Genomic DNA, 23,588 nt, shown 5'->3' on the forward strand with positions numbered 1-23,588 from the left:
ATAAAAGCGGGGGAGGGGTTATCTTCCCCCGCTTTTTACAGAAGCAATAAAAATAATATTGAACCGACAAATACGGATGACTTGAGGTCTGCATGAACGTTAATGCGAAACCACTTTCTGAATTACGCCGGCTCGAACAGGGGTTAATAGCAGCCAGTACCCCTTTTACATGTGCTCCTCAACAATTAATTACGTCAGGCGAATCAATTGAGCCTCGAACGATCGTATTACAAACTGGCGTTATTGAGGTCTATCGCCCTTCCGATGAGTTGCTGGTGGGGATTGCGACGGCACCTTTTATTTTCGGTCTGTCTACGGTGGTCATTAATCACTCTCAGGAATACAGAGTGATGGCTAAAACGGCCTGTACCGGTTTTTATTTATCCACGGAAACTACCCGTCAACAGATCCAGCAGTATTCCCTGTGGAAAGAGGCCTTCTGCTGGTTATCCTGGATAAATTACATTCTTGAAAAACGCGATATGCAGCTGGTGGGCAATAACTCCTATCACCAGATCCGCGCGATGCTGTTAAATATGGCCGAGTGGGATGAAACGCTGCGTTCAAAAATCGGTGTGATGAATCATATTCAGCAAAGCACACGCATTTCACGTTCTGTTGTTGCCGAAGTTCTGGCCGCCCTGCGACAGGGAAACTATATCAATATGAGCCGGGGCAAGCTGGTCAGCATCAACCGCTTGCCCACGGAATATTAATATCAGTTGGACGCGGTAAGCACCTGGGCTTTATTGGCGCTCAGTTCTGCCACCAGGTTATTAATACCGTCACTCATATTGACGAAACGCGTATGCGGGGAGCGGGTCACCACCACAAACGCGCCCACGTTTGACTGGGGGATCATGGCCATATAGGTGATGAACCCGCCACCGCCGCCGGTTTTCTGAATAATACCCGGACGGCCATTTTTCGGTGCCATATAGACCCAGCCCATGCCGAGCGCATCGGCTTTACCCGGTACGTCCATTCCGATGACCCGATGCAGCTGAGTACGCTGATAAATCAGGGTCTGCATACGATCGGCCTGGCTGCTGCGCGAGTAGAAATCCGAGGAAAGGAACTGCTGCATCCAGCGCATCATGTCGCCAGGCGTGGAGTAAACCCCGCCGCTGCCCACGGCCGCCAGCGTGTTATTACAGGGGCTGGCACCTTTCTCCGCCACCATCAGGCGACGACACTGGTCCGGGGACGGGGTAAACGTGGTGTCTTTCATGCCGAGCGGACGGGTGATCTGCTCTTCAAACAGCTGCGTGTAGGGTTTGCCAGCCGCCGTTGAGAGGGCATCCGCCAGCAGGTCGAACGCCAGGTTTGAATAAGAGGCCTGCGAGCCCGGTGCTGCTTTCAGCGTGGCGGTACTCAGATAGCTCCAGCGCTGGTCGCGCGTTGGCCAGACAAACACGTCACGATGCGCCGCTCCACCTGGCTGCTCACGCGGCAGGGCGCTGGTGTGGGTAGCAAGGTTCACAAGCCGGATCGGGGTCCCCTGATACGTGGGGACCCGGGCACCTGGCGGCGCGTATTTGCTGAGCGGATCGTCGAGCTTCACCACGCCCTGGTCGAGCAGTTTCACCAGCATTTCGCTGGTCATGAGCTTGGTTAAGGATGCGATGCGGATGACGGAATCCAGCTGCGGATGAATGTTATTTCCCGGGCGCGTTTCGCCAAAGCTACGGAATACGCGCTGGTTTCCGTCGATGACGACCATCGCCATTCCGGTCGCGCCGCTGCCGTAATAGATAAGGTTCGCGTAGCGATCGGCAATATCTGAAGCTAAAACGGGAGCCGTCAGCGGTTGGGCTGCCTGGGCGGTAGAGAAGCTCACCGCACACAGCGCGGCAAAAGAGAGCAGACAACGTTTCAACGAAAAGCATCCATGAAGTGAATGAGGAAAGTAATGGGTATTTATACTACTAATCGGTACCGTGCAATGCCCCGAATTGCATAACGATAGCGAGAAAAACGTAACCATGGGTAAATATGAACAATTTACTTGCGAGCCATCTCCCATTTTGTGACATCGGGCTTATGATAGGCACCAGTGTCACTCAATCTTACGGAGAACGGTATGTCTGAGAAGCGTGTAGTTATGGTTGTCGATATGCAGAACGGGGTGTTTGAAACCCCTCGTCATCAGCGCGAAAAGTGTGTCTCTCTGATCAACCAGCTTACGCAGGCAGCCGACACGGTGATTTTTATACAGCACACCGAGGCCGGAGGGCTGGAAGAGGGGAGTGCAGGGTTTGCGTTACTGCCTGAACTCCATCAGCCTGCCGACGCGCTTTACGTGACCAAAACGGCCTGTGATGCCTTCTACAACACCGGGCTTGAGACGCTGCTGCGGGAGCAGGGCATTCACGAGTTTGTCATCTGCGGCTGCGCCACCGATTACTGCGTCGATGCGACGATCAAGAACGGCGTTAGCCGGGGTTATCACATCACCGTGGCGGAAGATGCCCATACCACATCCAACCGCCCGGCTGCTGAAGCACAGATTCTGATTAACCATCACAACGACGTCTGGCGTAACTTCATTGCGCCGGCGAATCCTCTCGCAGTGAAACGCACCGAAACAATTCTTGAAAACTGGAAAGCGAACTAATAATTAACGATCGGGTCTGACCTTTTTGCCGGAGCCGGGAGGCTGGCTCGGGCAGGTTTTCGTGTGGTGACGTGTTGTACACAGCAACAGCCATAACAACAAGAAGGAAGCATTATGTTTAAGTCTTTTTTCCCAAAGCCGGGGCCTTTTTTCCTGTCGGCATTTATTTGGGCACTGATCGCTGTCATTTTCTGGCAGGCGGGCGGCGGCGCATGGCTGACGCGCATCACGGGGGCGACAGGCGAGGTGCCGATTAGCGCAGCGCGCTTCTGGTCGCTGAGCTACCTGCTGTTTTACGCCTACTACACGGTGTGCGTAGGGCTGTTTGCCTTGTTCTGGTTTGTCTATTCTCCGCACCGCTGGCAGTACTGGTCGATCCTCGGCACATCGCTGATTATCTTTGTGACCTGGTTCCTCGTGGAGGTGGGCGTGGCTGTGAACGCCTGGTATGCGCCGTTCTACGATCTGATCCAGACCGCGCTGAGCTCGCCGCATAAGGTGACCATCAACCAGTTCTACCATGAAGTTGGCGTCTTCCTCGGCATCGCCCTGATTGCGGTTATCATCGGCGTGATGAACAACTTCTTCGTCAGCCACTACGTTTTCCGCTGGCGTACCGCGATGAACGAACATTATATGGCGCACTGGCAGCACCTGCGTCATATCGAAGGTGCCGCGCAGCGTGTGCAGGAAGACACCATGCGTTTTGCCTCCACGCTTGAAGACATGGGCGTCAGCTTTATCAACGCCATCATGACGCTGATTGCCTTCCTGCCGGTGCTGGTGACGCTCTCTGCGCACGTGCCGGATCTGCCTATTGTCGGTCATCTTCCGTATGGTCTGGTGATTGCCGCGATTGTCTGGTCGCTGATGGGGACGGGGCTGCTGGCGGTGGTGGGGATCAAACTGCCGGGTCTGGAGTTTAAAAATCAACGCGTCGAAGCCGCTTACCGTAAAGAGCTGGTTTACGGTGAAGATGATGCCAACCGCGCTTCGCCGCCAACCGTCCGCGAGCTGTTTGGCGCCGTACGTCGTAACTACTTCCGACTCTATTTCCACTACATGTATTTCAACATTGCGCGTATTTTGTATCTGCAGGTGGATAACGTTTTCGGTTTGTTCCTGCTGTTTCCGTCCATTGTTGCGGGTACGATTACGCTTGGTCTGATGACGCAGATCACCAACGTTTTCGGTCAGGTTCGTGGGTCGTTCCAGTACCTGATCAGCTCCTGGACCACGCTGGTGGAACTGATGTCCATCTACAAACGTCTGCGCAGCTTTGAACGCGAGCTGGACGATCGTGACCTGCAGGAAGTCACTAACACATTTAGCTAATACAGGACGTTGCTATGCCTTTTGCCGTACCGCGCGCATTACCGTTGACCATTCTGGCCGCTTTTGTGCTGGCAGGCTGTGCCGAAAAGGGGGCCGCTCCGCTCAAAAAGGGCGAGAAGCCCGTTGATGTGGCGAGCGTTGTGCGGCAGAAAATGCCCGCCAGCGTGAAAGATCGCAATGCGTGGGCAAACGCGCTGGCAAAAACCTTTGAAAGCCAAAAGATCGCGCCGACCGAGGAGAACATCTGTTCGGTGCTGGCGGTGGCACAGCAGGAGTCGATGTACCAGTCAGACCCGGCTGTGCCGGGGCTGAATAAAATCGCCTGGAAAGAGATCGACCGCCGCGCGGAGTCCATGCATATCCCGGTGTTCCTCGTGCATACCGCGCTTAAAATCACCTCGCCGAACGGTAAAAGCTACAGCGAACGGCTGGATACGGTGAAAACCGAAAAACAGCTTAGCGCCATCTTTGATGATTTCATCAGCATGGTCCCAATGGGGCAGAAGCTGTTTGGCTCACTGAACCCGGTCCATACCGGTGGCCCAATGCAGGTAAGCATCGCGTTCGCGGAGAAACACACCGACGGCTATCCGTGGAAAATCGACGGTACGGTGCGCCAGGAGGTCTTCTCCCTGCGCGGCGGACTGTGGTTCGGCACGTATCACCTGTTGAACTACCCGGCGAACTACGATGAGCCGCTGTATCGCTTTGCCGACTTTAACGCTGGCTGGTATGCCAGCCGTAATGCGGCATTCCAGAGTGCGGTCAGCCGCGCAAGCGGCGTTAAGCTCGCGCTGGATGGCGATCTCATCGCTTACGGCAGCAGCGAGGCGGGAAGCACCGAGCTTGCCGTACGGAAATTATCGACAACGCTTGGCTTAAGCAACAGCGACATTCGCCGTCAGCTTGAGAAAGGCGACAGCCTGGCCTTTGAGAAAACGGATCTGTACAAGAAGGTGTTTGCGCTCGCAGAGCAGAAAAGCGGGAAAACGTTACCGAGGGCTATCCTGCCGGGTATTCAGCTGGAAAGCCCGAAGATCACGCGTAACCTGACCACCGCGTGGTTCGCAAAACGCGTGGACGATCGCCGGGCTCGCTGTATGGGGCTTTAACGGCGGCGGCGAAAGCGCAGCACTAATGCCACAACGCCCAGAATCATACATCCCGCGAGGAAGGGAATCAGGCCGAACAGGGTGCTGACGCCAAAGCCAATCTCAACTCGCGGGCGTCCGTTATCCTGCACCTGCATCAGGTGTTCGTAAACGCCAGGCGCATGAACCAGCATATTGAGCAGCTGCGAGCCAGCCCAGAAGCAGAACAGGACAAACAGGGCATACGCGATATTACCCGCCGTGGAGGTTTTTGGTTTTCCGCCAAAAATCGGTTTCGACAATGTAAAGTCAGCCATGATGACCTCCGGATAAATCGCTCTGTTAATACGCTTCGTACAGGGTGAGTTTGACAGGTCATCGCATTTGTCAATATCAGAATCGTGGTAATTTACGCGACGGAATCCTCCTGGATTGTTGATTTCTGCAGCACGTCACAATTTATTAACTTAAGTGAAATTGCGTCGCGTTTCAGAATTTCCGTATCTGCCACAGACCTGGTCGTAAAACTGTGAGAGGATGTCTTTTTTTCCTGCCGGAGTTGTTATGAAGCTCACGTCCAAACTACGCCGTGACTGGCACTACTACGCCTTCGCTATCGGGCTGATCTTTATTCTTAACGGTGTCGTGGGCCTGTTAGGGTTTGAGGCAAAAGGCTGGCAAACCTATGCCGTCGGGCTGGTGACCTGGGTTATCAGTTTCTGGCTGGCGGGGTTGATTATCCGCCGCCGTCCTGAAGAGACGACAGCGGATGAGGCAGAGTCGGCGAAGGGCGCCGATTAACCGTTTACGGAACTTTTAAGCGCGCTGTCGGCGGCGTGACGCTCCAGCGCGAGTTCGATCAGGCGGGTGATCAATTCCGGGTAGCTCAGGCCGCTCGCCTGCCACAGCTTCGGATACATGCTGATGTTAGTGAACCCCGGCAGCGTGTTAATTTCATTGATCACCACCTCGTTTTCCGCCGTCAGGAACACATCCACGCGCGCCATGCCGCAGCAGCCGAGCGTCTGATAAGCGCGAATGGCGATCGTCCGGATCTTATCGTTAACCGCCGGATCGAGATCCGCAGGCACGACAACCTGCGCGCCTTTATCATCAATGTATTTGGTGTCGTACGAGTAGAAGTCGCTGTTTAAGACCACTTCGCCGCAGGTGCTCGCCTGTGGAAAATCGTTGCCCAGCACGGCGCACTCAATTTCACGGCCTTTGATGCCCTGCTCAACCACCACTTTATGGTCGAACTCAAACGCCAGGCGGACGGCTTGCGTGAACTCAGCTTCGCTGGTCACTTTGCTGACGCCCACGGAGGAGCCCTGGTTTGCAGGCTTCACAAACAGCGGCAGACCCAGCTCTCCGCTAATTTGCGCGAAGGTGTGTATGTCGCGGTTGGCGCGGGTGAGCGTAACGAACGGGGCAATATTCAGCCCGGCATCGCGCAGCAGGCGTTTGGTCACGTCTTTGTCCATGCAGGCGGCAGAGCCGAGGACATCCGAGCCGACGAACGGCAGGTTGGCCATGCGCAGCATTCCCTGCAGGGAACCATCTTCCCCCAGGGTACCGTGAACGATAGGGAAGACGACGTCGATCTGGGCGAGAGCCTGTGCATTGCCGGCGTCGATAAGCTGCCCCTTCACGACGCCGGGTACGGTGGCGACGCTCACTTCTGAAGGATTCAGGGCGATGTGTGCCGGATCGTGAGCATTGAGCAGATACTGGCTGGCATCGTTAACGTGCCACTGGCCCTGTTTATCAATGCCCAGCAGCACCACGTCGAAACGGCTTTTATCGATCGCATCAACGATATTTTTAGCCGATTGCAATGACACTTCGTGCTCCGCTGATTTTCCCCCAAAGACAATACCTACGCGCTGCTTAGCCATCTCACTCTCTTCCAGTCTGACGAAAAGCCAATAACATACCACGATGCCCGGCGTGTTTCGCGGCCTTCTGCCATAATGTTTTGGGGAATGTTGAGGGGGGAGAGTGAGAGGAAAAACGCTGCTGACCGGATTTATCATTTTGACCATCGCAACGCTGGGTTATCGCTGGTTGCCGCCTTACTACAACCCTTTCACGCCGCTGACGCTTGACGATCCGCCAGGCCGAATCACTCAGTATAAGCTTCGGCGTTTAACCCCTGAGGCGTGCGCGAGCCTGCTGTTACAGGCTAACCAACGCGATCTCATCCGCACCCAGCCGGTAGCGGACAGCGGCGGCGCGTGTCCCCTTAACAACGTCGTGCGCGTGCGTGACTTCGGCCCTGTCGGCCTGAACAGCAGCTTTCTTGCCAGCTGTCCGCTGGCGCTCAGCTCAGCCCTCTTTATCAGCCAGCAGGCCCGGCCGCTGACAAAACGCTATACGGGCAGCGAGCTCGCGCGTATCGACCACCTTGGCAGCTTTGCCTGCCGCAATATTTATCACCGCCCTGACGCGCGCCGCAGTGAACATGCCACGGCGGAGGCGCTGGATATTGCCGCTTTTCGTCTGGCGAACGGTGAACGCGTCACGGTGCTGAATGGCTGGAAGGCGACAACAACGCAGCCCTGGCTGAAGGCCATGCTGGCGGCGAGCTGTGGCTACTACGGGAACGGCCTGGGACCGGAGTATAACGCGGCGCATGCTAACCATTTTCATCTGGGAATGCGCGGTTTTGGCCTCTGCCGGTGAAGCATAATATTCCGCCAGAAAATGGATGAATTGTGACTTATTTCACAAATATGATGACTGGGAAGATAAAACACCAAAGTCTGTCGGGCCGCATCTCTGGTGCGACGTTGACACGCGTAACTTGCTAATCTGTCGGCGAATTCGCCTAAAAATGAAGACTATTTCGTTATGGAATCCTGGAAAGTTAATCTTATCTCGGTCTGGTTCGGTTGCTTCTTTACCGGGCTGGCCATCAGCCAGATTTTACCGTTCCTGCCGCTGTACGTGTCGCAGCTGGGGGTGACCTCGCATGAAGCGCTTTCCATGTGGTCCGGTCTGACGTTCAGCGTCACGTTTCTGGTCTCCGCCATTGTGTCACCGATGTGGGGCAGCCTGGCAGATCGAAAAGGCCGTAAACTGATGCTGCTGCGCGCCTCGCTCGGGATGGCGATTGCCATTCTGCTGCAGGCCTTCGCCACCAACGTCTGGCAGCTGTTTTTCCTGCGGGCGGTGATGGGGTTGACGTCCGGGTATATTCCAAACGCCATGGCGCTGGTCGCCTCTCAGGTGCCGCGCGAGCGTAGCGGCTGGGCGCTGAGTACGCTCTCCACGGCACAGATAAGCGGCGTCATCGGCGGGCCGCTGCTGGGGGGCTTTCTGGCGGACCACGTCGGGCTGCGCGCGGTATTTATTATCACCGCGATCCTGCTGGTGGTCAGTTTTCTGGTCACGCTCTTTCTGATTAAAGAAGGGGGCCGCCCGGTTATCAGTAAATCTGAACGCCTCAGCGGCAAGGCCGTTTTCGCCTCGCTGCCTTATCCGGGGCTGATGATCAGCCTGTTTGTGACCACCATGGTGATCCAGCTCTGCAACGGTTCGGTCGGTCCGATTCTGGCGCTGTTTATCAAGTCGATGGAGCCGGAGAGCACGAATATCGCTTTTCTGAGCGGCATGATTGCCGCCGTGCCGGGCGTATCCGCCCTGATTTCCGCGCCGCGTCTGGGTAAACTGGGGGACAGGATCGGCACGGCGCGCATCCTGATGGCGACGCTGATCTTTGCGGTGGTGCTCTTCTTCGCGATGTCGTTTGTCACTTCTCCGCTTCAGCTTGGCATATTGCGATTTCTGCTCGGCTTTGCTGACGGCGCCATGTTGCCTGCGGTACAGACCCTGCTGGTCAAATATTCCAGCGACCAGGTGACGGGGCGAATTTTTGGATATAACCAGTCATTTATGTATCTGGGGAATGTTGCCGGTCCGCTTATTGGCGCATCCGTTTCCGCAATGGCCGGTTTTCGTTGGGTATTTGCGGCGACAGCGATTGTTGTTTTAATCAATATTATCCAGCTGGCTATTGCGCTGCGACGCTGCAGACAAATGGCGGAGGCCAAATCGGCGAGATAACACTTTAGTAGATGTATTATATATTCTTATGGTAGCCGCATTTTTATATAACAAAATGCGGCGTCTTTTTTTAGAAAAACGTTTCGCTCACGGCGCTACCTCTTTATTTTTGTTCCTGTGTCACTTTTGCATACCATAATTAATTTCTTCTCTTTGCAATAGGGATTCAGAGTGATAACGTCAGACAAAACTGAAAAGGAACTGGCACGATGAAAAACCTCATTGCTGAATTGCTGGTCAAGCTGGCACAAAAGGAAGAAGAGTCAAAAGAGCTGGTGGCTCAGGTCGAAGCGCTTGAGATTGTGGTCACCGCGTTGCTGCGACAAATGGCGAAAACCGATCAGCAAGCGTTGATTGAGAGCGTGGAAGGCGCGCTGGAGAGCGTCAGGCCTGAATCGCAGGTACCGGTTGAGGATGCGGAGATGCTCCACCAGTACGTAAAGAAGCTGTTAAGGCATCCGCGCAGCTAAACCGTCACAGGACGTAACGACGTGTCATAGAATTGTCATGCAGGATGCCTATAGTCGCTCTGTTTTTATTTTTATGTATTTGTACATGGAGAAAATAAATTGAAACAGAGCGCACTTTTTATTGCATTACTTCCCCTGTTAATTACCTCTGCCATTTATGCAGATACGACGCAAACCAGCGTGCTGGATAATCGTGCGGCAAAAGGGGATATCACCCAGCCTGGCGGCGCGCGCCGTTTATCAGAAGATCAAACCGCCGCTATTCGCGCTTCGCTGAATGAGAAGCCGGCAAAAAATATTATTCTGCTGATTGGCGATGGAATGGGCGATTCCGAAATCACGGCGGCGCGAAATTATGCCGAGGGAGCGGGCGGCTTTTTTAAAGGTATCGATGCCTTACCGCTGACCGGACAATATACCCACTACGCGCTGGATAAAAAAACCGGTAAACCGGATTACGTAACGGATTCCGCGGCCTCTGCCACGGCGTGGTCCACTGGCGTGAAAACCTATAATGGTGCGCTGGGCGTGGATATTCACGAACACGATCATCAAACCCTTCTGGAGATGGCAAAAGCGGCGGGCCTGGCGACCGGCAACGTCTCCACCGCTGAACTTCAGGATGCGACGCCTGCGGCGCTGGTGGCACACGTGACCTCGCGTAAGTGCTACGGCCCGTCAGTGACCAGCGAAAAATGCCCTACAAATGCCCTGGAAAAAGGCGGCAAAGGCTCGATTACGGAACAACTGCTGAACGCACGTCCTGACGTGACGCTGGGCGGCGGCGCGAAAACCTTCGCGGAAACCGCGACGGCGGGCGAATGGCAGGGCAAAACGCTGCGCGAGCAGGCGCAGGCTCGCGGCTATCAGTTGGTGAGTGACGCAAATGCTCTGGCGGCGATAAGCGAGGCGAACCAGGACAAGCCGCTGCTGGGGCTGTTCTCCGACGGCAACATGCCCGTGCGCTGGGAAGGTCCAAAAGCCTCGTATCACGGCAATATCGATAAACCTGCGGTGACCTGTACGCCAAACCCGAAACGCACGGACAGCGTACCAACGCTGGCGGCGATGACCGATAAAGCGATCTCTCTGCTGAGCAAGAGCGAAAAAGGGTTCTTCCTGCAGGTAGAAGGCGCGTCAATCGATAAGCAGGATCATGCGGCGAATCCGTGCGGTCAGATTGGCGAAACCGTCGATCTGGACGAAGCGGTGCAGAAGGCGCTCGCGTTCGCGAAAAAAGACGGTAACACCCTGGTGATCGTCACCGCGGACCACGCGCACGCCAGCCAGATCATTCCGCCAGATACCAAAGCCCCTGGCCTGACGCAGGCGCTGAACACCAAAGATGGTGCCGTCATGGTGATGAGCTACGGTAACTCTGAAGAAGAATCCATGGAGCACACGGGCACCCAGCTGCGTATTGCCGCCTACGGCCCGCACGCGGCAAACGTGGTAGGCCTGACGGATCAAACGGATCTGTTCTACACCATGAAGGCGGCGCTGGGTCTGAAATGATAAAAATCCCGGCGGAAATCACATCTGCCGGGTGGTTTTTTTCCTGTCACGAACCAGACTTACAGGGAATGTTCACAAAAGGATGGTGCAATGAAAACAACATTACTGGTTACTCTGCTCTCCGGCCTGTTCCTGGTCGCCTCGGCGAACGCGGAGGAGAAAACGTTAACGCCGCAGCAGCAGCGTATGACCACCTGTAATCAACAGGCGACGTCTCAGAGTCTGAAGGGCGATGCTCGCAAGACCTACATGAGCGACTGCCTCAAAAACGGCGCCTCGAAGCCAGCTGAAAAAAGCCTGACGCCTCAGCAGCAAAAGATGCGCGAGTGTAATGCTAAGGCCACCGAACAGTCTCTGAAAGGGGATGACCGCAGCAAGTTCATGAGTGCCTGCCTGAAGAAAAAAGTGTAGTTCGAACGGGTGAGCGGCTCCGGCGGCTCACCCGAAATTTCATACTTTCCCCGCAGACCCCCTCTCTATAATTTGGGAAAATGTTTCAGAATATTCCCAAAAATGATGAATGATGAAACGTATTACAACAAAAAGCGCATTCGGGAAGAGTGGAATTTAACCCTTTCTCAGGATGACCCTCACCGCGCCGGCATTCAGTTTGCCCGGCGGGTTCGGCTGGCGCGCGCCGTGGGGCTGGCAGCGATGTTTTTCCCGGTTGCAGGAATGCTGGTCACCCATTTTTTACCCGGCGGCTGGTGGCTTTTACTGGTCGGTTGGGCGTTCTTATGGCCCCATTTCGCCTGGCAGTTATCCTGCCGGGCCGCGTCACCTCATCAGCAGGAAGTATTCAATCTTAAGATCGATGCCATCATTGCCGGGCTCTGGATCGGCGTGATGGGGATGAGTGCGTTACCCACGGCGGCGCTGGTGATGATGGTAGGGATGAATATGATGGGCTCCGGGGGCTGTCGTCTGTTTATTCCGGGGATCCTGTTGACCCTGCTCTCCGCGCTGGTGACGCTGCCGCTTGTCGGCCGCGTGGCCGTCTTTAACCCCGACCCGGTGGAGTGGGGCTTAACGCTGCCGGTGCTGGTGCTTTATCCCATGCTGTTTGCCTGGCTCAGCCACCGCACCGCCGTCAGGCTTGCTGAGCACAAGCAGCGGCTGGAAATGATGAGCACCCGCGACGGCATGACTGGGGTCTTTAATCGACGCCACTGGGAAATGCTGCTGCGAAAGGAATTTGAGCATTGCCGCCGTGACCACTGCACCGCCACGATTTTGCTGATTGATATCGACCACTTTAAAAATATCAATGATACCTGGGGGCACGCCGTGGGGGATGAGGCGATCATTGCCATCACGCGCCAGCTCCAGATGTCGGTTAGGTCAGGTGATGCCATCGGCCGGTTTGGCGGGGATGAGTTTGCGGTGATTATGTCGCAGACCGCGGCGGAAAGCGCGATCGCCGTGATGTCCCGGGTGCATGAGCGGCTGGAAACGCTGTCGCTACCGTGCGCGCCAAAAGAGGCGCTGCGCATCAGCGTAGGCGTTGCCCCCTGGGGGCCGCAGTTTGGACATTATCGGGAATGGCTAAAGGCGGCTGACGTGGCGCTGTACAGAGCGAAAAATGCCGGGCGCAGCCGCACCGAAGTGGCCGCCTGACGCCCGACTGAAGCAATCAGGATTTACTCAGCTTCTCTGATTTTTCCATGCATTTTGTCATGGCCTCAATGACGGCCGAGCGGAATCCGCGTTCTTCCAGCACCCGCACTGCTTCGATGGTGGTACCGCCAGGGGAGCAAACCATATCTTTCAGCTCACCCGGGTGTTTGCCGGTCTCCAGCACCATTTTGGCGGAGCCCATGACGGCCTGCGCGGCGAACTTATACGCCTGGGCGCGCGGCATTCCGCCAAGCACGGCGGCATCGGCCATCGCTTCTAAAAACATGAAGACATACGCAGGCGCAGAACCACTGACGCCGACTACCGGATGGATCATCGATTCGGCAATCACTTCTGCTTCACCGAAGCAGCGGAAAATGTTCAGTACATCCGCCACGTCTTCTGAGGTCACCAGGGCGTTAGGCGTGACGGAGGTCATGCCGGCGTTGACCAGTGAAGGGGTGTTTGGCATCGCACGGACGATTTTGCGGTCGTGGCCCAGCGCGCGCGCCAGCTGATCGAGCGTGACGCCCGCGGCAATCGACACCACCAGCGTCTCTTTATTCAGGCTGGAGGTGATGTCGCTCAGCACTTTGATCATGATGTTCGGTTTGACGGCGCCAAAGACGATATCGGCGACCTGGGCCACTTCCTGCGCGCTTTCTGCGGCGTTGATCCCGTACTGATCGCGCAACGCGGCGACCTTGTCCGGTGACGGGGTATAGACCCAAATCTGACCCGGCAGCACCTGCCCGCTGGCGATCAGACCGCCCAGGATGGCTTTGCCCATGTTACCGCAGCCGATAAACCCGATTTTCTTGTCCATCACGATTCTCCGTCATTATGCGTTGTTTTCTCTGATTGATAGCTTAACAACGAAATGCAGGCGACAATAGTCGGCAGAGTTATTAAGGGGAGACAATATGGCGATTTGGGTTGATGCGGACGCGTGTCCGAATGTGATTAAAGAGATTTTATTTCGTGCCGCCGAGCGCGTTCAGATGCCGCTGACGCTGGTGGCGAACCAGAATATTCGCGTACCGCCTTCGCGCTTCATCCGCTCTTTACGCGTGCCGGCCGGGTTTGACGTAGCGGATAACGAAATTGTCCGCCTGTGCAGCGCGGAGGATCTGGTGATCACGGCGGACATTCCGCTGGCTGCCGAAGTGCTGGAGAAAGGGGCGGCGGCGCTCAATCCGCGCGGAGAGCGATACTCGCCGTCGACCATTCGCGAGAAGCTCACTATGCGCGATTTTATGGATACGATGCGGGCCAGCGGCGTGCAGACCGGTGGGCCGGATAGCCTGTCACAGCGCGATCGCCAGCAGTTTGCTGCCGAACTGGATAAATGGCTGCTGGAAGTGAAGCGCCGTACAGCGTAATGATAATTATTGTCAATTTGTGGTACAGTGTGGCCTCCACAGGGTTGTCATCCCGTACCGCTTTGCAGTAAAGTAATCGCAACATCTTCTGCAATTATTTCTTTACACTCTTCAGCCATCCGGCATCAAGGGGAACACCTGGCTATGACCCAACCCATCTTTTTAGTTGGCCCCCGCGGCTGTGGGAAAACCACCGTTGGCCTTGAGCTGGCACGTGTGTGTCATCGCCAGTTTGTGGATACCGACCACTGGCTGCAAACCGAGGCTGGAAAAACCATCGCTGAGATTGTTGAACAAGAGGGATGGGAAAGCTTTCGCGCGCGCGAAACGGCCACGCTGAAAGCGGTTACCACTCCGTCTGCGGTGATTGCGACCGGGGGTGGCATTGTTCTGGCGGAGTGTAATCGTCAGTTTATGCGCGAAAAGGGGATTGTGATTTACCTCAGCGCGCCGGTGTCGGCCCTGGTTGGGCGTCTGGAAGCCTTTCCGGAAGAGGGGCAACGCCCTGCGCTAACCTCCAGGCCGCTGAACGAAGAGGTGAGTGAAGTGCTGGCGGAACGCGATGCGTTATACCGCGAAGCGGCTCACCACGTGGTGGATGCGTCAGCCTCTCCCGAAGACGTTGTGATTCAGATTATTACCGCCCTGCGTTTGGCTTGTGCCAGCTAAGCGGCGTCTATACTTATAGCTCAGACATAAAAAAAGGATGAGCTATGCCAACCAGACCTCCCTATCCGCGTGAAGCGCGCATTGTTACCGTTGAAAAAGGCCATACGGGTCATACCGTGACCTGGTATCAACTGCGTGCCGATCACCCAAAACCGGACTCGCTGATCAGTGAACACGAGACTGAACAGGAAGCGCTGGATGCGAAACGGCGCTACGAAGATCCCGACATAACCTGAATGTTTTCCTAAACGCTCCAGGATCGTGCCTGAATCACACTTTTTACTCATCGTGAAAGTTAAGCAAGAGTTAATATTTAGTTATTACAAGTAACTCTGGTATCGGCAGGCGATCTTTACATTTCGATGTCGGGATCACCTGCTACGCTTGGTGCTGTTTTGTTGAAAAAATGAACTGTGCAGCGTAGTGAGCCTGTACCTGTGTGCACGATGTTGGAGTAATGGAAGGCGATAAAGATGAAGGCAACGTTGGCGATCCTCACCATTGGTGTGGTCCCTGTAAGCGAAGTGTTACCGCTCTTAACCGAGCATGTATCTGAACAACAGATAACGCATCTGAGCCTGCTGGGGAAGATGAGTCGGGAAGAGGTCATGGAGGACTACGCTGTCGAGGCGGGGGAGGATCCCCTGGCGACGTTATTAAGTGACGGTAAACTGGCGCATGTTTCACGCCAGAAAATCGAGCGCTCGCTGCAGGGCGTAATAGAAGTGCTCGATAATCAAGGTTATGACGTTATTTTGCTGATGAGCACGGCCCCCATTAAGGGGCTCACGGCGCGCAATGCGATTCTGCTGGAACCGATGCGCATCATTCCGCCGCTGGTGGCCTCCATCGTGGATGGTCATCAGGTGGGGGTGATTGTCCCCATTGAGGAGCTCATGGATAACCAGGAGGCAAAATGGCACGTGCTGGAAAAAGTGCCCTTGTACGCGCTGGCCAATCCGTTCTGGGACAGTGAGGCCAAACTCATTGCTGCCGGGAAGGAACTGCTGGAAAGAGGGGCCGATGTCCTGATTCTGGACTGCCTGGGTTTCCACCAGCATCATCGTGATTTGCTGCAAAAAGCGCTGGATGTGCCGGTGCTGTTATCCAACGTTCTGATGGCTCGCCTGGCCTCGGAACTGCTCATGTAATGATTTTGCGTGACAGGTGATGAGCATGGCCCCTATAGTGAATTTTTATCTAAAAATATAAGGGCCAGTTCATGCTTCAGAGTAACGAATACTTTTCCGGTAAAGTGAAATCCATTGGTTTTACCAGCAGCAGCACTGGCCGCGCCAGCGTTGGCGTAATGGCGGAAGGGGAATACACCTTTGGCACGGCGGAAGCGGAAGAGATGACGGTGGTCAGCGGCGCGCTGAACGTCCTGCTGCCGGGTGAAACGGAATGGAAAGTTTACGCTGCCGGGCAAGTTTTCAACGTCCCTGGCCACAGCGAATTTCATTTGCAGGTGGCTGAGCCTACCTCTTATCTGTGCCGCTACCTGAAATAAAAAATTAGCCGGGTGGCGCTAACGCTTACCCGGCCTACGTTTTACCCGTTATCTCTGCGCTTCGCCGCCGAGACCTTCCACCAGATTCTGAATCAACGCGGCCAGCTCGCCGGTCATCAGGATGAAGTCCGCGTCAAAACGCTGGGCGTAATCTTCCCGGTCGATATCTTCGTTCTGATCGCGCAGCTCGTCGCAGAACTTCAGACGCTTCACGGAGCCATCGTCGCACATCACGAACTGGATGCGCTGCTGCCAGTCGAGCGCCAGCTTGGTGACCACTTTACCCGCTTCAATGTGTACGGCGATCTCGTCGCTGACCAGATCCTGCTTCTTCGCGCGGATCACGCCGCCATCTTCCAGCAGGGCTTTCAGCTCGGCTTCATCAAGGATCTGGAAACCCTGTGCCGCAGCACCGCTGCGTACCCATTCGGTCAGCGTTAACTCAATTGGCGTTTCCAGCGCCAGCGGAACGACCGGTAACGAGCCGATGCTCTTACGCAGCAGGGCCAGCGTATCTTCTGCTTTCTTTGCGCTGGCGCAGTCCACCATGATCAGCCCGTTAACGGTGTCGATCCACATCATGGTCTGGCTGAAGCGGCTGAAGGCGCGCGGCAGCAGAGAGTGCAGCACTTCGTCTTTCAGCGAATCTTTTTCGGTCTTTTTCAGCTTGCGGCCCTGCTCGGCTTCCAGCTTGAAAATTTTCGCCTCGAGCGCCTGCTTAACCACCGGCGTGGGCAGAATCTTCTCTTCTTTACGGGCGCAGACGATGATTTGACCCGTGCTGCTGGCGTGGGTCAATGCATCGCTTTGTGAACCCATTGGCGGAACCCAACCGGTTTTTGCCATATCCTGGCTACCGCAAGGGGAAAAGGTATAAGCGGCTAACTGTTTTTCCATCTCTTCTGCACGCAGCGAAACGTCGCGGCTGAGACGGTAAACCATCAAATTTTTGAACCACAGCATGATAATTTCCACGGCCTTGTCGTTAAATCAGCGGGCATGATAACGAATTGTCGCATCGCTTGCATTGCTAATCGGGATGCGTGCTTCTACTCTGTTGATAATCAAAATAATGAGGAGAGTCTTGTGCGTATTGGCATTGATTTGGGCGGCACCAAAACAGAAGTTATCGCACTGAGCGAGCAGGGGGAACAGCTGTTCCGCCACCGTCTGCCTACGCCGCGCGATGATTATCACCAGACTATTGAGACCATTACCAGGCTGGTTGAGATGGCCGAGCAGGCCACAGGACAAACCGGCAGCGTCGGGATGGGGATCCCGGGGTCGATCTCGCCGTATACCGGCGTGGTTAAAAATGCTAACTCCACCTGGCTCAACGGTCAGCCGTTTGATAAAGATTTAAGCGCGCGCCTGAACCGGGAAGTGCGTCTGGCCAACGATGCCAACTGCCTCGCCGTCTCTGAGGCCATCGACGGCGCGGCGGCCGGTGCCCAGACCGTGTTTGCGGTGATCATCGGTACCGGCTGCGGCGCGGGCGTGGCGTTTGGCGGGCGTGCCCATATCGGCGGTAACGGCACGGCGGGCGAGTGGGGACACAACCCACTGCCGTGGATGGATGAAGACGAACTCAAATACCGCACTGAAGTCCCGTGCTACTGCGGAAAACAGGGCTGTATTGAGACGTTTATCTCCGGTACCGGTTTTGCGACCGACTACCATCGCCTGAGCGGCCAGCCGCTCAAGGGTAATGAGATCATGCGTCTGGTCGAAGCGCAGGACCCGGTGGCGGAGCTGGCGCTGAGCCGCTACGAAATGCGGCTGGCGAAATCGCTGGCCCACGTGGTGAATATTCTCGATCCTGACGTGATAGTGCTCGGCGGCGGCATGAGCAACGTCGATCGGCTGTACGCCACGGTGCCGAACCTGGTGAAGCAGTGGGTCTTCGGCGGCGAGTGTGAAACCCCGATCCGCAAAGCGCTGCACGGGGACTCCAGCGGCGTGCGCGGCGCGGCGTGGCTGTGGCCCGAATAAACGCAAAACGGCAACTTGCGTTGCCGTTTTTAATGTTTGTACCCTCTCCCTGTGGGAGAGGGCCAGGGTGAGGGCATCAGACCGCACGATCCCCCCATTCATTCCACCGCAAATACCTTATCCAGCTTGCTATACCCCAGCCCGTTAATCTTCTTCACTTTGATCTGCACTGGAATACGCTCTTTCATCGCCTCTACGTGGCTGATCACGCCGATGGTTTTCCCGGTGGCGTTCAGCGCGTCGAGCGCATCCAGCGCGGTATCCAGCGTCTCACTGTCGAGCGTGCCGAACCCTTCATCCAGGAACAGCGAATCGATCCGCGTTTTATGACTTACCAGGTCGGAAAGCGCCAGCGCCAGCGCCAGGCTGACCAGGAAGCTCTCGCCGCCGGAGAGGGTGCGGGTATCGCGGACTGCATCTGCCTGCCACGTATCCACCACTTCCAGCTCCAGCGCGTCGCTGGCCTTACGCTGCAATAAATAACGCCCGTGCAGACGGTTAAGCTGCTGGTTAGCAAGCCAGACAAGATTGTCCAGCGTCAGCCCCTGGGCGAACTTACGGAACTTGTCGCCGGTGCTGGAGCCGATCAGCGCGTTCAGGTACCCCCAGTCATCCGCCTGGCGCGCGGCCTCTTCAATTTGCTGCATCAACGCCAGCTGGTGCTGCCGGTTATCGCTGTCCTGCTTAAGCTGCTGACGGATCTCGCCCTGATGCGTAGTGTTCTCGCGCAGCTGTTGCGCCAGCTGCTGCAGCTGGCTTTGCAGCGTGGGTACATCGGCGTCGAGCCCTTGCGGCCTCTGCGCCAGATGAGACTGCAGCTGCTGGTTCGCTTGCCCGCACAGCGCCGTGGCCTGCTGTATCTGGTTTTCCAGCGACTGCTTTCGCTGTTCGAGATGGCGAATGGCATCGTCATCCAGCAGGGCGGCAAGAAACGCGTCCTGGTCGGCAAAGCAGCTCGCCGAGAGCGCCGCGGTGAACTGCGTCTGCGACTGCTGCAGGCGCTCTCGCTCCAGCGCTTCCTGCTGCTGTTGCGCGCTCAGCTGGCTTTGCAGCGACACGCATTCGTCGTGGATGGCGCGCCAGTTATCAGGAATAACCGGTTCGGCGTCTTCGCTGTTCGTTGCCGGAAGCGCATCGAGCAGCGGCTTCAGGGCGTTTATGCGTTCCTGAAGCACGCCGTGCTGCGTTTGCTTCTCCTGCCACTGCGCGAATTCAGCTTCACGGGCCTGAAGCCAGGCGGCTTCCTGACCCTCTTCAGGTGCGTTAAGTGAGAGCGCGAGCAGGGCATGCTCCAGCGCCTGCCGCGTGGCCGCCAGCTGCTGCTGATACTGCCGCTCCTGCGCTTCCTGTTCGCTCAACTGGTTCTGCAGGGTGAGACGCTGACTGAGCTGATAAAGCTGGCGCTCGTAATGTTCCTGTTCGTTCAGCCATGGCGCGATATCGTCCTGAATATTCAAGGTAATGTTCAGTGACGTGCAGGCTGCCACCCACTCTTTAGTGAGCGCTTGCTCTTCCTGAGAAAGCGTCTGCGCGTCGTCTGTCTCGCGCTGGATCTGCTGAGTCAGGGCATTGACCTGTCCCAGCACCAGCAGGCCTTCCTCTTTAAGGGCGGCGACCTCTTTTTCCAGGGCATCACGGCGGCGCTGGTTATCCGTCAGCTCAAGCGACTGATATTGCTCAACGGCCGGATGTTCGCAGGAACCGCACAGCGGACAGGGTTTGCCCGCCTCAAGCTGGGAACGGTAATGCTCCAGCTTCTTAATTGTTGCTTCGGTTTCGCACAGGGCTTTTAGATCGAGATAGTGCTGGTGTTTCTCTTTGTACTGCTGGCGGCGCAGCGTCAGCGTTTCATTAAGCTTACTTTGTTCAGCCTGCGCCTTCTGCACGCTTTCACTGCTCTGGCGCAGGCGCTTTTGCAGCGGCTGATAGCGGGCATGCAGCGACGTCAGCTGCTGGCGCAGCGTACGTAACCGGGATTGCTGCTCCATGGCCGCGCTGACCTCATCCGCCGTCAGCGTCAGCGCATTTTCCGGCATCGCAGCCAGCCTGTTGCGTAATTCACCTATCCGCGCAGCAAGCGAGGCTAACTGCGTTTTATCGCGGTTAAGCTGCGAGAACTGGGCACGCCAGCCTGCAATCTCCTGGCCTAACAGACGATAGCGCTCGTGCTCCGCCAGCCACTGCGCCAGCGCCGACAGTTCGGCCTGTCGCTGCTCGTGGTCACGCAGGGCGGTATTGCGGATACGCGAACGCAGCGCGGTTCTGGCCTGTAAGCGAGTATTTACTTCGATAATTCGCTGCTGGGTTTGCGTCAGTCGCGCGGTTTGCTCCTGCTGATGATCCCAAAGCGGCCGAAGCTGGGCGGCGGGGAGAGCAAGCTGCAGTTTTGCCAGCTCAGGCGCAGCGTCCGTCAGCGCCTGTTGCGCCAGCTGCTGCATCGCGGTGACGCGCTGTTGCTCGCGCACGAGCTCATCATGGCGCGTAAGCCACTGAAAATCTTTCTGTTGGTTTTGCTGCTGTTCCAGCAGGGTTTTCTCTTCGTCAGTAAGTGCCTGCAAACTTTGCTGTAACTGCTGCTGTTGTTCTTCGCTCAACAGCACGACGCCCGCCGCCTGCGCCTCGCACTTTTCAAGTACGCTGCGGGCGGCTTTGTGTTTCTCAAACACCATGGCGGAAATCTGACCGTAGATTTCGGTGCCGGTCAGCTCTTCCAGCAGCTCGGCGCGATCGCTCGGTTTGGCGTTGAGAAAGGCAGCAAACTGCCCCTGAGAAAGCAGCATGGAGCGGGTAAAGCGCCCGTAGTCCAGCCCGGTGAGCGCGGCGGTTTGCTCCAGCTTATCCGTCACTTTGTCGGCCAGGATTTTGCCATCTTCGCAGCGCGCCAGCTCCACGCGCGGCGCCTGCAGGTTCCCGTCCGGCTGGTTGCGCGCGCGGTTCTGGCTCCAGAAGGCGCGATAGGCGGTGCCTTTTACCTCGAACTCCACTTCCGCCAGGCACTCGGCGGTGTCGCGCGTCATCAGGTCGTTTTGCGCCTGGGAGACCTTCTGCAGTCGCGGCGTTTCGTGATAAAGCGCCAGACAGATGGCGTCGAGCAGGGTGGTTTTACCTGCCCCGGTCGCGCCGGTGATGGCAAACAGCCCGTTGCTGGCAAACGGCTCAGCGGTAAAATCAATTTTCCACTCGCCCTTGAGGGAGTTAAGATTTTTCAGTCGCAGGCTCAAAATTTTCACGCGTTTTCTTCCTCATCATTGAGCGCATGCAGGGTATGGCTGAACAGTTCACTGAGCCTTGCGCGCTTCGCCTCGTCGATTTCCTCCTGCGAGAGTCTGCGTTCAAACACCTCTTCGACCCCCAGTTCACTGAGCGTTTCGCGTTGAGCGCTTAACAGGATTTTCTCGCGCTGCTCGCGGCTGCGGCGCACCAGCAAGACCTCAACCGGCAAATCTTCGGTCAGCGCCTGGATTTTTCGCTGCATATCGTGCAGGTAGTCGTCGGTGGTGATTTCGATGTCCAGCCAGATGGGGGGATCTTGCTCGACGCCGCGCCACTGCTCCAGTTGGGCGGTGATGGCATCGAGATCGCCTTTCAGCACTGCCAGCGGTTGAGTTACGGGCACCTCCAGCGTGTCGACGGCGCTGAGTTTTCCGTCGGAGAAGGTCACCAGATGTACGGATTTGGCTTTGCCCGTTTCGTCAAAGCTGAGCGAAAGGGGGGAGCCGCAGTAGCGGATGTGCTCGCAACCGCCGACGATCTGCGCCCGGTGAATGTGCCCGAGCGCAATGTAGTCGGCGGGCGGGAAGTGCTGCGCCGGAAAGGCATCCAGCGTGCCGATATAGATGTCACGCACGGCGTCACTTTTACTGGCCCCGACGGTGGTGAGGTGCCCGGTCGCAATCACCGGAATCGACTGGTCACCGCGCAGGGCACACGCTTCGGCGTGCTGCTGGTGGTAATAGTCGGTGATGGCCTGTAATAAATGTTGCTGCTTTTCCGCGCCCGACAGCCCCGCCTGGCTTTGCACGATGTCGCGCGGACGTAAAAACGGTATCGGACACAGTACCGCCCCCGGCGACCCGTCGCGCTTTTTCAGGATCTGCGGGCCGTGCCCGGCGCTGGCGACGACGGTGGTATTGAGAAACGCCAGGATGTCACGGGATTCGTTCAGCGTTGCGACGGAATCATGGTTGCCGGCGACAATCACCAGATGACAGCCGGTTTGCTGCAGATTCACCACGAAGCGGTTATACAGCTCGCGCGCATAGCTCGGCGGCGAGCCGGTATCAAAGATGTCACCCGCCACAATAATCGCGTCCACCTCGTGCGTCCGAGCCGTTTCCAGCAGCCAGCCCAGGAACGCTTCATGTTCAGCCGCACGGCTTTTGCTGTAAAAATTTTGACCCAGATGCCAGTCCGAGGTGTGAAGTATGCGCATAGCTGATCCGTGGCAAAAAAGAGAAAGCAGGATTATAAACGTTCAGAGAAGGGAAAATAACCGCTGTAATAAAACAACGGTTTGCCCGTTAACGTGGTACTGTTTTTCATAAATCTGTCATAAATCTGACGCATAATGGCGCCGAATTACAAACTTGTAACGTAAATAAGATAAGACAGGGCAAAGTATGGCGAGACGTATTCTGGTCGTAGAAGATGAAGCTCCAATTCGTGAAATGGTGTGCTTCGTGCTCGAACAAAATGGCTTCCAGCCGGTTGAAGCAGAAGATTATGACAGTGCAGTGAACCAGCTGAATGAACCCTGGCCCGATCTGATTCTGCTGGACTGGATGTTGCCCGGCGGCTCCGGACTGCAGTTTATCAAACACCTGAAGCGTGAAGCGCTGACCCGCGATATACCGGTTGTGATGCTCACTGCGCGCGGAGAAGAAGAGGATCGCGTGCGCGGTCTGGAGACCGGCGCGGACGATTACATTACTAAACCGTTTTCCCCCAAAGAGCTGGTGGCCCGCATTAAAGCCGTAATGCGCCGTATTTCGCCGATGGCGGTGGAAGAGGTGATCGAAATGCAGGGGCTGAGCCTTGATCCGACGTCTCACCGCGTGATGACCGGTGAAAATCCCCTCGACATGGGGCCTACCGAATTTAAACTCCTGCACTTCTTTATGACCCACCCGGAGCGCGTTTACAGCCGCGAGCAGTTGCTGAATAACGTCTGGGGAACTAACGTGTATGTCGAAGACCGGACGGTTGACGTACATATCCGCCGCCTGCGAAAAGCACTGGAACTGAGCGGCCACGATCGCATGGTGCAGACGGTCCGCGGCACGGGTTATCGTTTTTCTACCCGTTTCTGAACAATGACAGGAG

At 56.3% G+C, this 23,588-nt stretch carries 25 protein-coding genes; 18 read left to right on the forward strand and 7 right to left on the reverse strand.

Annotated features, from left to right (window positions below):
- The first annotated feature begins 92 nt into the window (after nucleotides 1–92).
- Nucleotides 93–716, forward strand: a complete 624-nt coding sequence (locus tag ABFV38_RS04565; RefSeq protein WP_045909814.1) for a helix-turn-helix domain-containing protein — start codon at nucleotides 93–95, stop codon at nucleotides 714–716.
- 2 nt (nucleotides 717–718) lie between these two features.
- Here the strand turns inward: ABFV38_RS04565 and ampH are convergent, their stop codons facing one another.
- Nucleotides 719–1,879, reverse strand: coding sequence for a D-alanyl-D-alanine-carboxypeptidase/endopeptidase AmpH (gene ampH, locus ABFV38_RS04570; protein WP_032638396.1), 1,161 nt, complete (start codon nucleotides 1,877–1,879; stop codon nucleotides 719–721).
- A 204-nt stretch (nucleotides 1,880–2,083) separates the two neighbouring features.
- Here ampH and ABFV38_RS04575 point away from each other — a divergent pair, with 204 nt between their 5' ends.
- From ABFV38_RS04575 to ABFV38_RS04585, 3 genes are all read left to right on the forward strand, one after another.
- Nucleotides 2,084–2,617 carry an isochorismatase family protein gene (locus tag ABFV38_RS04575; protein WP_262811483.1) on the forward strand — a complete coding sequence of 178 codons (534 nt, stop codon included), beginning with the start codon at nucleotides 2,084–2,086 and terminating at the stop codon, nucleotides 2,615–2,617.
- Between the two features lie 114 nt (nucleotides 2,618–2,731).
- Nucleotides 2,732–3,952 (forward strand): peptide antibiotic transporter SbmA, encoded by a 1,221-nt coding sequence (gene sbmA / locus ABFV38_RS04580; RefSeq protein ID WP_024906780.1) that lies wholly within the window; start codon nucleotides 2,732–2,734, stop codon nucleotides 3,950–3,952.
- Between the two features lie 14 nt (nucleotides 3,953–3,966).
- Nucleotides 3,967–5,064, forward strand: coding sequence for a DUF1615 domain-containing protein (locus tag ABFV38_RS04585; protein WP_348958637.1), 1,098 nt, complete (start codon nucleotides 3,967–3,969; stop codon nucleotides 5,062–5,064).
- Here ABFV38_RS04585 and ABFV38_RS04590 read toward each other — a convergent pair.
- Complete coding sequence (locus ABFV38_RS04590; protein ID WP_008503287.1) at nucleotides 5,061–5,360, reverse strand: DUF2755 family protein; 300 nt, start codon at nucleotides 5,358–5,360, stop codon at nucleotides 5,061–5,063. The two genes, ABFV38_RS04585 and ABFV38_RS04590, sit on opposite strands and share 4 nt — an antisense overlap.
- 247 nt (nucleotides 5,361–5,607) lie before the next feature.
- Between ABFV38_RS04590 and ABFV38_RS04595 the strand changes: the two genes are divergently transcribed.
- On the forward strand, nucleotides 5,608–5,844 hold the full coding sequence (locus ABFV38_RS04595) for a DUF2754 domain-containing protein (protein ID WP_032656524.1): 237 nt from the start codon (nucleotides 5,608–5,610) through the stop codon (nucleotides 5,842–5,844).
- Here ABFV38_RS04595 and ddlA read toward each other — a convergent pair.
- Nucleotides 5,841–6,941, reverse strand: coding sequence for a D-alanine--D-alanine ligase (gene ddlA / locus ABFV38_RS04600; RefSeq protein WP_348958639.1), 1,101 nt, complete (start codon nucleotides 6,939–6,941; stop codon nucleotides 5,841–5,843). The two genes, ABFV38_RS04595 and ddlA, sit on opposite strands and share 4 nt — an antisense overlap.
- Before the next feature lie 103 nt (nucleotides 6,942–7,044).
- Between ddlA and ABFV38_RS04605 the strand changes: the two genes are divergently transcribed.
- The 6 genes from ABFV38_RS04605 (at nucleotide 7,045) to adrA (ending at nucleotide 12,713) form a co-directional block, all read left to right on the forward strand.
- Nucleotides 7,045–7,728, forward strand: a complete 684-nt coding sequence (locus ABFV38_RS04605) for an extensin family protein (protein WP_032674240.1) — start codon at nucleotides 7,045–7,047, stop codon at nucleotides 7,726–7,728.
- A gap of 168 nt (nucleotides 7,729–7,896) precedes the next feature.
- Nucleotides 7,897–9,111 (forward strand): multidrug efflux MFS transporter, encoded by a 1,215-nt coding sequence (locus tag ABFV38_RS04610; RefSeq protein WP_348958641.1) that lies wholly within the window; start codon nucleotides 7,897–7,899, stop codon nucleotides 9,109–9,111.
- A 209-nt stretch (nucleotides 9,112–9,320) separates the two neighbouring features.
- On the forward strand, nucleotides 9,321–9,581 hold the full coding sequence (gene iraP, locus ABFV38_RS04615) for an anti-adapter protein IraP (RefSeq protein WP_023293178.1): 261 nt from the start codon (nucleotides 9,321–9,323) through the stop codon (nucleotides 9,579–9,581).
- A 99-nt stretch (nucleotides 9,582–9,680) separates the two neighbouring features.
- The gene (phoA, locus tag ABFV38_RS04620; RefSeq protein WP_348958643.1) at nucleotides 9,681–11,096 is read left to right on the forward strand and encodes an alkaline phosphatase; all 1,416 of its coding nucleotides are present in this window, start codon (nucleotides 9,681–9,683) and stop codon (nucleotides 11,094–11,096) included.
- A 90-nt stretch (nucleotides 11,097–11,186) separates the two neighbouring features.
- Entirely contained in the window at nucleotides 11,187–11,507 is a 321-nt protein-coding gene (gene psiF / locus ABFV38_RS04625) for a phosphate starvation-inducible protein PsiF (protein WP_008503278.1), read from the forward strand.
- Nucleotides 11,508–11,609: 102 nt separating this feature from the next.
- Nucleotides 11,610–12,713: a diguanylate cyclase AdrA gene (adrA, locus tag ABFV38_RS04630; protein WP_348958645.1), complete on the forward strand. Its 1,104-nt coding sequence runs from the start codon at nucleotides 11,610–11,612 to the stop codon at nucleotides 12,711–12,713.
- Nucleotides 12,714–12,729: 16 nt separating this feature from the next.
- Here the strand turns inward: adrA and proC are convergent, their stop codons facing one another.
- Entirely contained in the window at nucleotides 12,730–13,539 is an 810-nt protein-coding gene (gene proC / locus ABFV38_RS04635) for a pyrroline-5-carboxylate reductase (RefSeq protein ID WP_032656527.1), read from the reverse strand.
- Nucleotides 13,540–13,636: 97 nt separating this feature from the next.
- On the opposite strand from proC, the gene ABFV38_RS04640 reads away from it, so the two are divergent.
- The 5 genes from ABFV38_RS04640 (at nucleotide 13,637) to ppnP (ending at nucleotide 16,274) form a co-directional block, all read left to right on the forward strand.
- A complete protein-coding gene (locus tag ABFV38_RS04640; RefSeq protein WP_010428006.1) occupies nucleotides 13,637–14,095 on the forward strand; it encodes a YaiI/YqxD family protein in 459 nt (152 codons plus the stop codon).
- Nucleotides 14,096–14,239: 144 nt separating this feature from the next.
- Nucleotides 14,240–14,764 carry a shikimate kinase AroL gene (gene aroL, locus ABFV38_RS04645; RefSeq protein WP_045909805.1) on the forward strand — a complete coding sequence of 175 codons (525 nt, stop codon included), beginning with the start codon at nucleotides 14,240–14,242 and terminating at the stop codon, nucleotides 14,762–14,764.
- A gap of 44 nt (nucleotides 14,765–14,808) precedes the next feature.
- Nucleotides 14,809–15,000 carry a protein YaiA gene (gene yaiA, locus ABFV38_RS04650; protein ID WP_023334675.1) on the forward strand — a complete coding sequence of 64 codons (192 nt, stop codon included), beginning with the start codon at nucleotides 14,809–14,811 and terminating at the stop codon, nucleotides 14,998–15,000.
- 237 nt (nucleotides 15,001–15,237) lie between these two features.
- Complete coding sequence (locus ABFV38_RS04655; RefSeq protein ID WP_008503271.1) at nucleotides 15,238–15,915, forward strand: AroM family protein; 678 nt, start codon at nucleotides 15,238–15,240, stop codon at nucleotides 15,913–15,915.
- A gap of 71 nt (nucleotides 15,916–15,986) precedes the next feature.
- On the forward strand, nucleotides 15,987–16,274 hold the full coding sequence (gene ppnP / locus ABFV38_RS04660; protein WP_008503270.1) for a pyrimidine/purine nucleoside phosphorylase: 288 nt from the start codon (nucleotides 15,987–15,989) through the stop codon (nucleotides 16,272–16,274).
- A 48-nt stretch (nucleotides 16,275–16,322) separates the two neighbouring features.
- On the opposite strand, the gene rdgC is transcribed toward ppnP, so the two are convergent.
- Complete coding sequence (gene rdgC, locus ABFV38_RS04665) at nucleotides 16,323–17,237, reverse strand: recombination-associated protein RdgC (protein WP_023310540.1); 915 nt, start codon at nucleotides 17,235–17,237, stop codon at nucleotides 16,323–16,325.
- 123 nt (nucleotides 17,238–17,360) lie between these two features.
- Between rdgC and mak the strand changes: the two genes are divergently transcribed.
- A complete protein-coding gene (mak, locus tag ABFV38_RS04670; protein WP_348958647.1) occupies nucleotides 17,361–18,266 on the forward strand; it encodes a fructokinase in 906 nt (301 codons plus the stop codon).
- 98 nt (nucleotides 18,267–18,364) lie between these two features.
- On the opposite strand, the gene sbcC is transcribed toward mak, so the two are convergent.
- A complete protein-coding gene (gene sbcC, locus ABFV38_RS04675; RefSeq protein WP_348958649.1) occupies nucleotides 18,365–21,496 on the reverse strand; it encodes an exonuclease subunit SbcC in 3,132 nt (1,043 codons plus the stop codon).
- Nucleotides 21,493–22,698 carry an exonuclease subunit SbcD gene (sbcD, locus tag ABFV38_RS04680; protein WP_196345855.1) on the reverse strand — a complete coding sequence of 402 codons (1,206 nt, stop codon included), beginning with the start codon at nucleotides 22,696–22,698 and terminating at the stop codon, nucleotides 21,493–21,495. Before sbcD ends, sbcC begins: the two co-directional genes overlap by 4 nt.
- Before the next feature lie 187 nt (nucleotides 22,699–22,885).
- Between sbcD and phoB the strand changes: the two genes are divergently transcribed.
- Nucleotides 22,886–23,575, forward strand: coding sequence for a phosphate response regulator transcription factor PhoB (phoB, locus tag ABFV38_RS04685; protein WP_008503265.1), 690 nt, complete (start codon nucleotides 22,886–22,888; stop codon nucleotides 23,573–23,575).
- The last annotated feature ends 13 nt before the right edge of the window (nucleotides 23,576–23,588 follow it).

Source organism: Enterobacter cloacae complex sp. Mu1197, from assembly GCF_040059225.1.
Classification (GTDB): Bacteria; Pseudomonadota; Gammaproteobacteria; order Enterobacterales; family Enterobacteriaceae; genus Enterobacter; species Enterobacter quasiroggenkampii.

What these genes read in the sequence shown, in the direction of transcription:
- adrA (WP_348958645.1), top strand. Translation starts at nt 11,610, where the DNA reads ATGATGAATGATGAAACGTATTACAACAAAAAGCGCATTCGGGAAGAG.
- ABFV38_RS04640 (WP_010428006.1), top strand. Translation starts at nt 13,637, where the DNA reads ATGGCGATTTGGGTTGATGCGGACGCGTGTCCGAATGTGATTAAAGAG.
- ABFV38_RS04585 (WP_348958637.1), top strand. Translation starts at nt 3,967, where the DNA reads ATGCCTTTTGCCGTACCGCGCGCATTACCGTTGACCATTCTGGCCGCT.
- ABFV38_RS04610 (WP_348958641.1), top strand. Translation starts at nt 7,897, where the DNA reads ATGGAATCCTGGAAAGTTAATCTTATCTCGGTCTGGTTCGGTTGCTTC.
- proC (WP_032656527.1), bottom strand. Translation starts at nt 13,539, where the DNA reads ATGGACAAGAAAATCGGGTTTATCGGCTGCGGTAACATGGGCAAAGCC.
- iraP (WP_023293178.1), top strand. Translation starts at nt 9,321, where the DNA reads ATGAAAAACCTCATTGCTGAATTGCTGGTCAAGCTGGCACAAAAGGAA.
- ABFV38_RS04590 (WP_008503287.1), bottom strand. Translation starts at nt 5,360, where the DNA reads ATGGCTGACTTTACATTGTCGAAACCGATTTTTGGCGGAAAACCAAAA.
- ABFV38_RS04575 (WP_262811483.1), top strand. Translation starts at nt 2,084, where the DNA reads ATGTCTGAGAAGCGTGTAGTTATGGTTGTCGATATGCAGAACGGGGTG.
- yaiA (WP_023334675.1), top strand. Translation starts at nt 14,809, where the DNA reads ATGCCAACCAGACCTCCCTATCCGCGTGAAGCGCGCATTGTTACCGTT.
- phoB (WP_008503265.1), top strand. Translation starts at nt 22,886, where the DNA reads ATGGCGAGACGTATTCTGGTCGTAGAAGATGAAGCTCCAATTCGTGAA.
- aroL (WP_045909805.1), top strand. Translation starts at nt 14,240, where the DNA reads ATGACCCAACCCATCTTTTTAGTTGGCCCCCGCGGCTGTGGGAAAACC.
- ABFV38_RS04655 (WP_008503271.1), top strand. Translation starts at nt 15,238, where the DNA reads ATGAAGGCAACGTTGGCGATCCTCACCATTGGTGTGGTCCCTGTAAGC.
- sbcD (WP_196345855.1), bottom strand. Translation starts at nt 22,698, where the DNA reads ATGCGCATACTTCACACCTCGGACTGGCATCTGGGTCAAAATTTTTAC.
- sbmA (WP_024906780.1), top strand. Translation starts at nt 2,732, where the DNA reads ATGTTTAAGTCTTTTTTCCCAAAGCCGGGGCCTTTTTTCCTGTCGGCA.
- ppnP (WP_008503270.1), top strand. Translation starts at nt 15,987, where the DNA reads ATGCTTCAGAGTAACGAATACTTTTCCGGTAAAGTGAAATCCATTGGT.
- ABFV38_RS04595 (WP_032656524.1), top strand. Translation starts at nt 5,608, where the DNA reads ATGAAGCTCACGTCCAAACTACGCCGTGACTGGCACTACTACGCCTTC.
- psiF (WP_008503278.1), top strand. Translation starts at nt 11,187, where the DNA reads ATGAAAACAACATTACTGGTTACTCTGCTCTCCGGCCTGTTCCTGGTC.
- rdgC (WP_023310540.1), bottom strand. Translation starts at nt 17,237, where the DNA reads ATGCTGTGGTTCAAAAATTTGATGGTTTACCGTCTCAGCCGCGACGTT.
- ddlA (WP_348958639.1), bottom strand. Translation starts at nt 6,941, where the DNA reads ATGGCTAAGCAGCGCGTAGGTATTGTCTTTGGGGGAAAATCAGCGGAG.
- ABFV38_RS04565 (WP_045909814.1), top strand. Translation starts at nt 93, where the DNA reads ATGAACGTTAATGCGAAACCACTTTCTGAATTACGCCGGCTCGAACAG.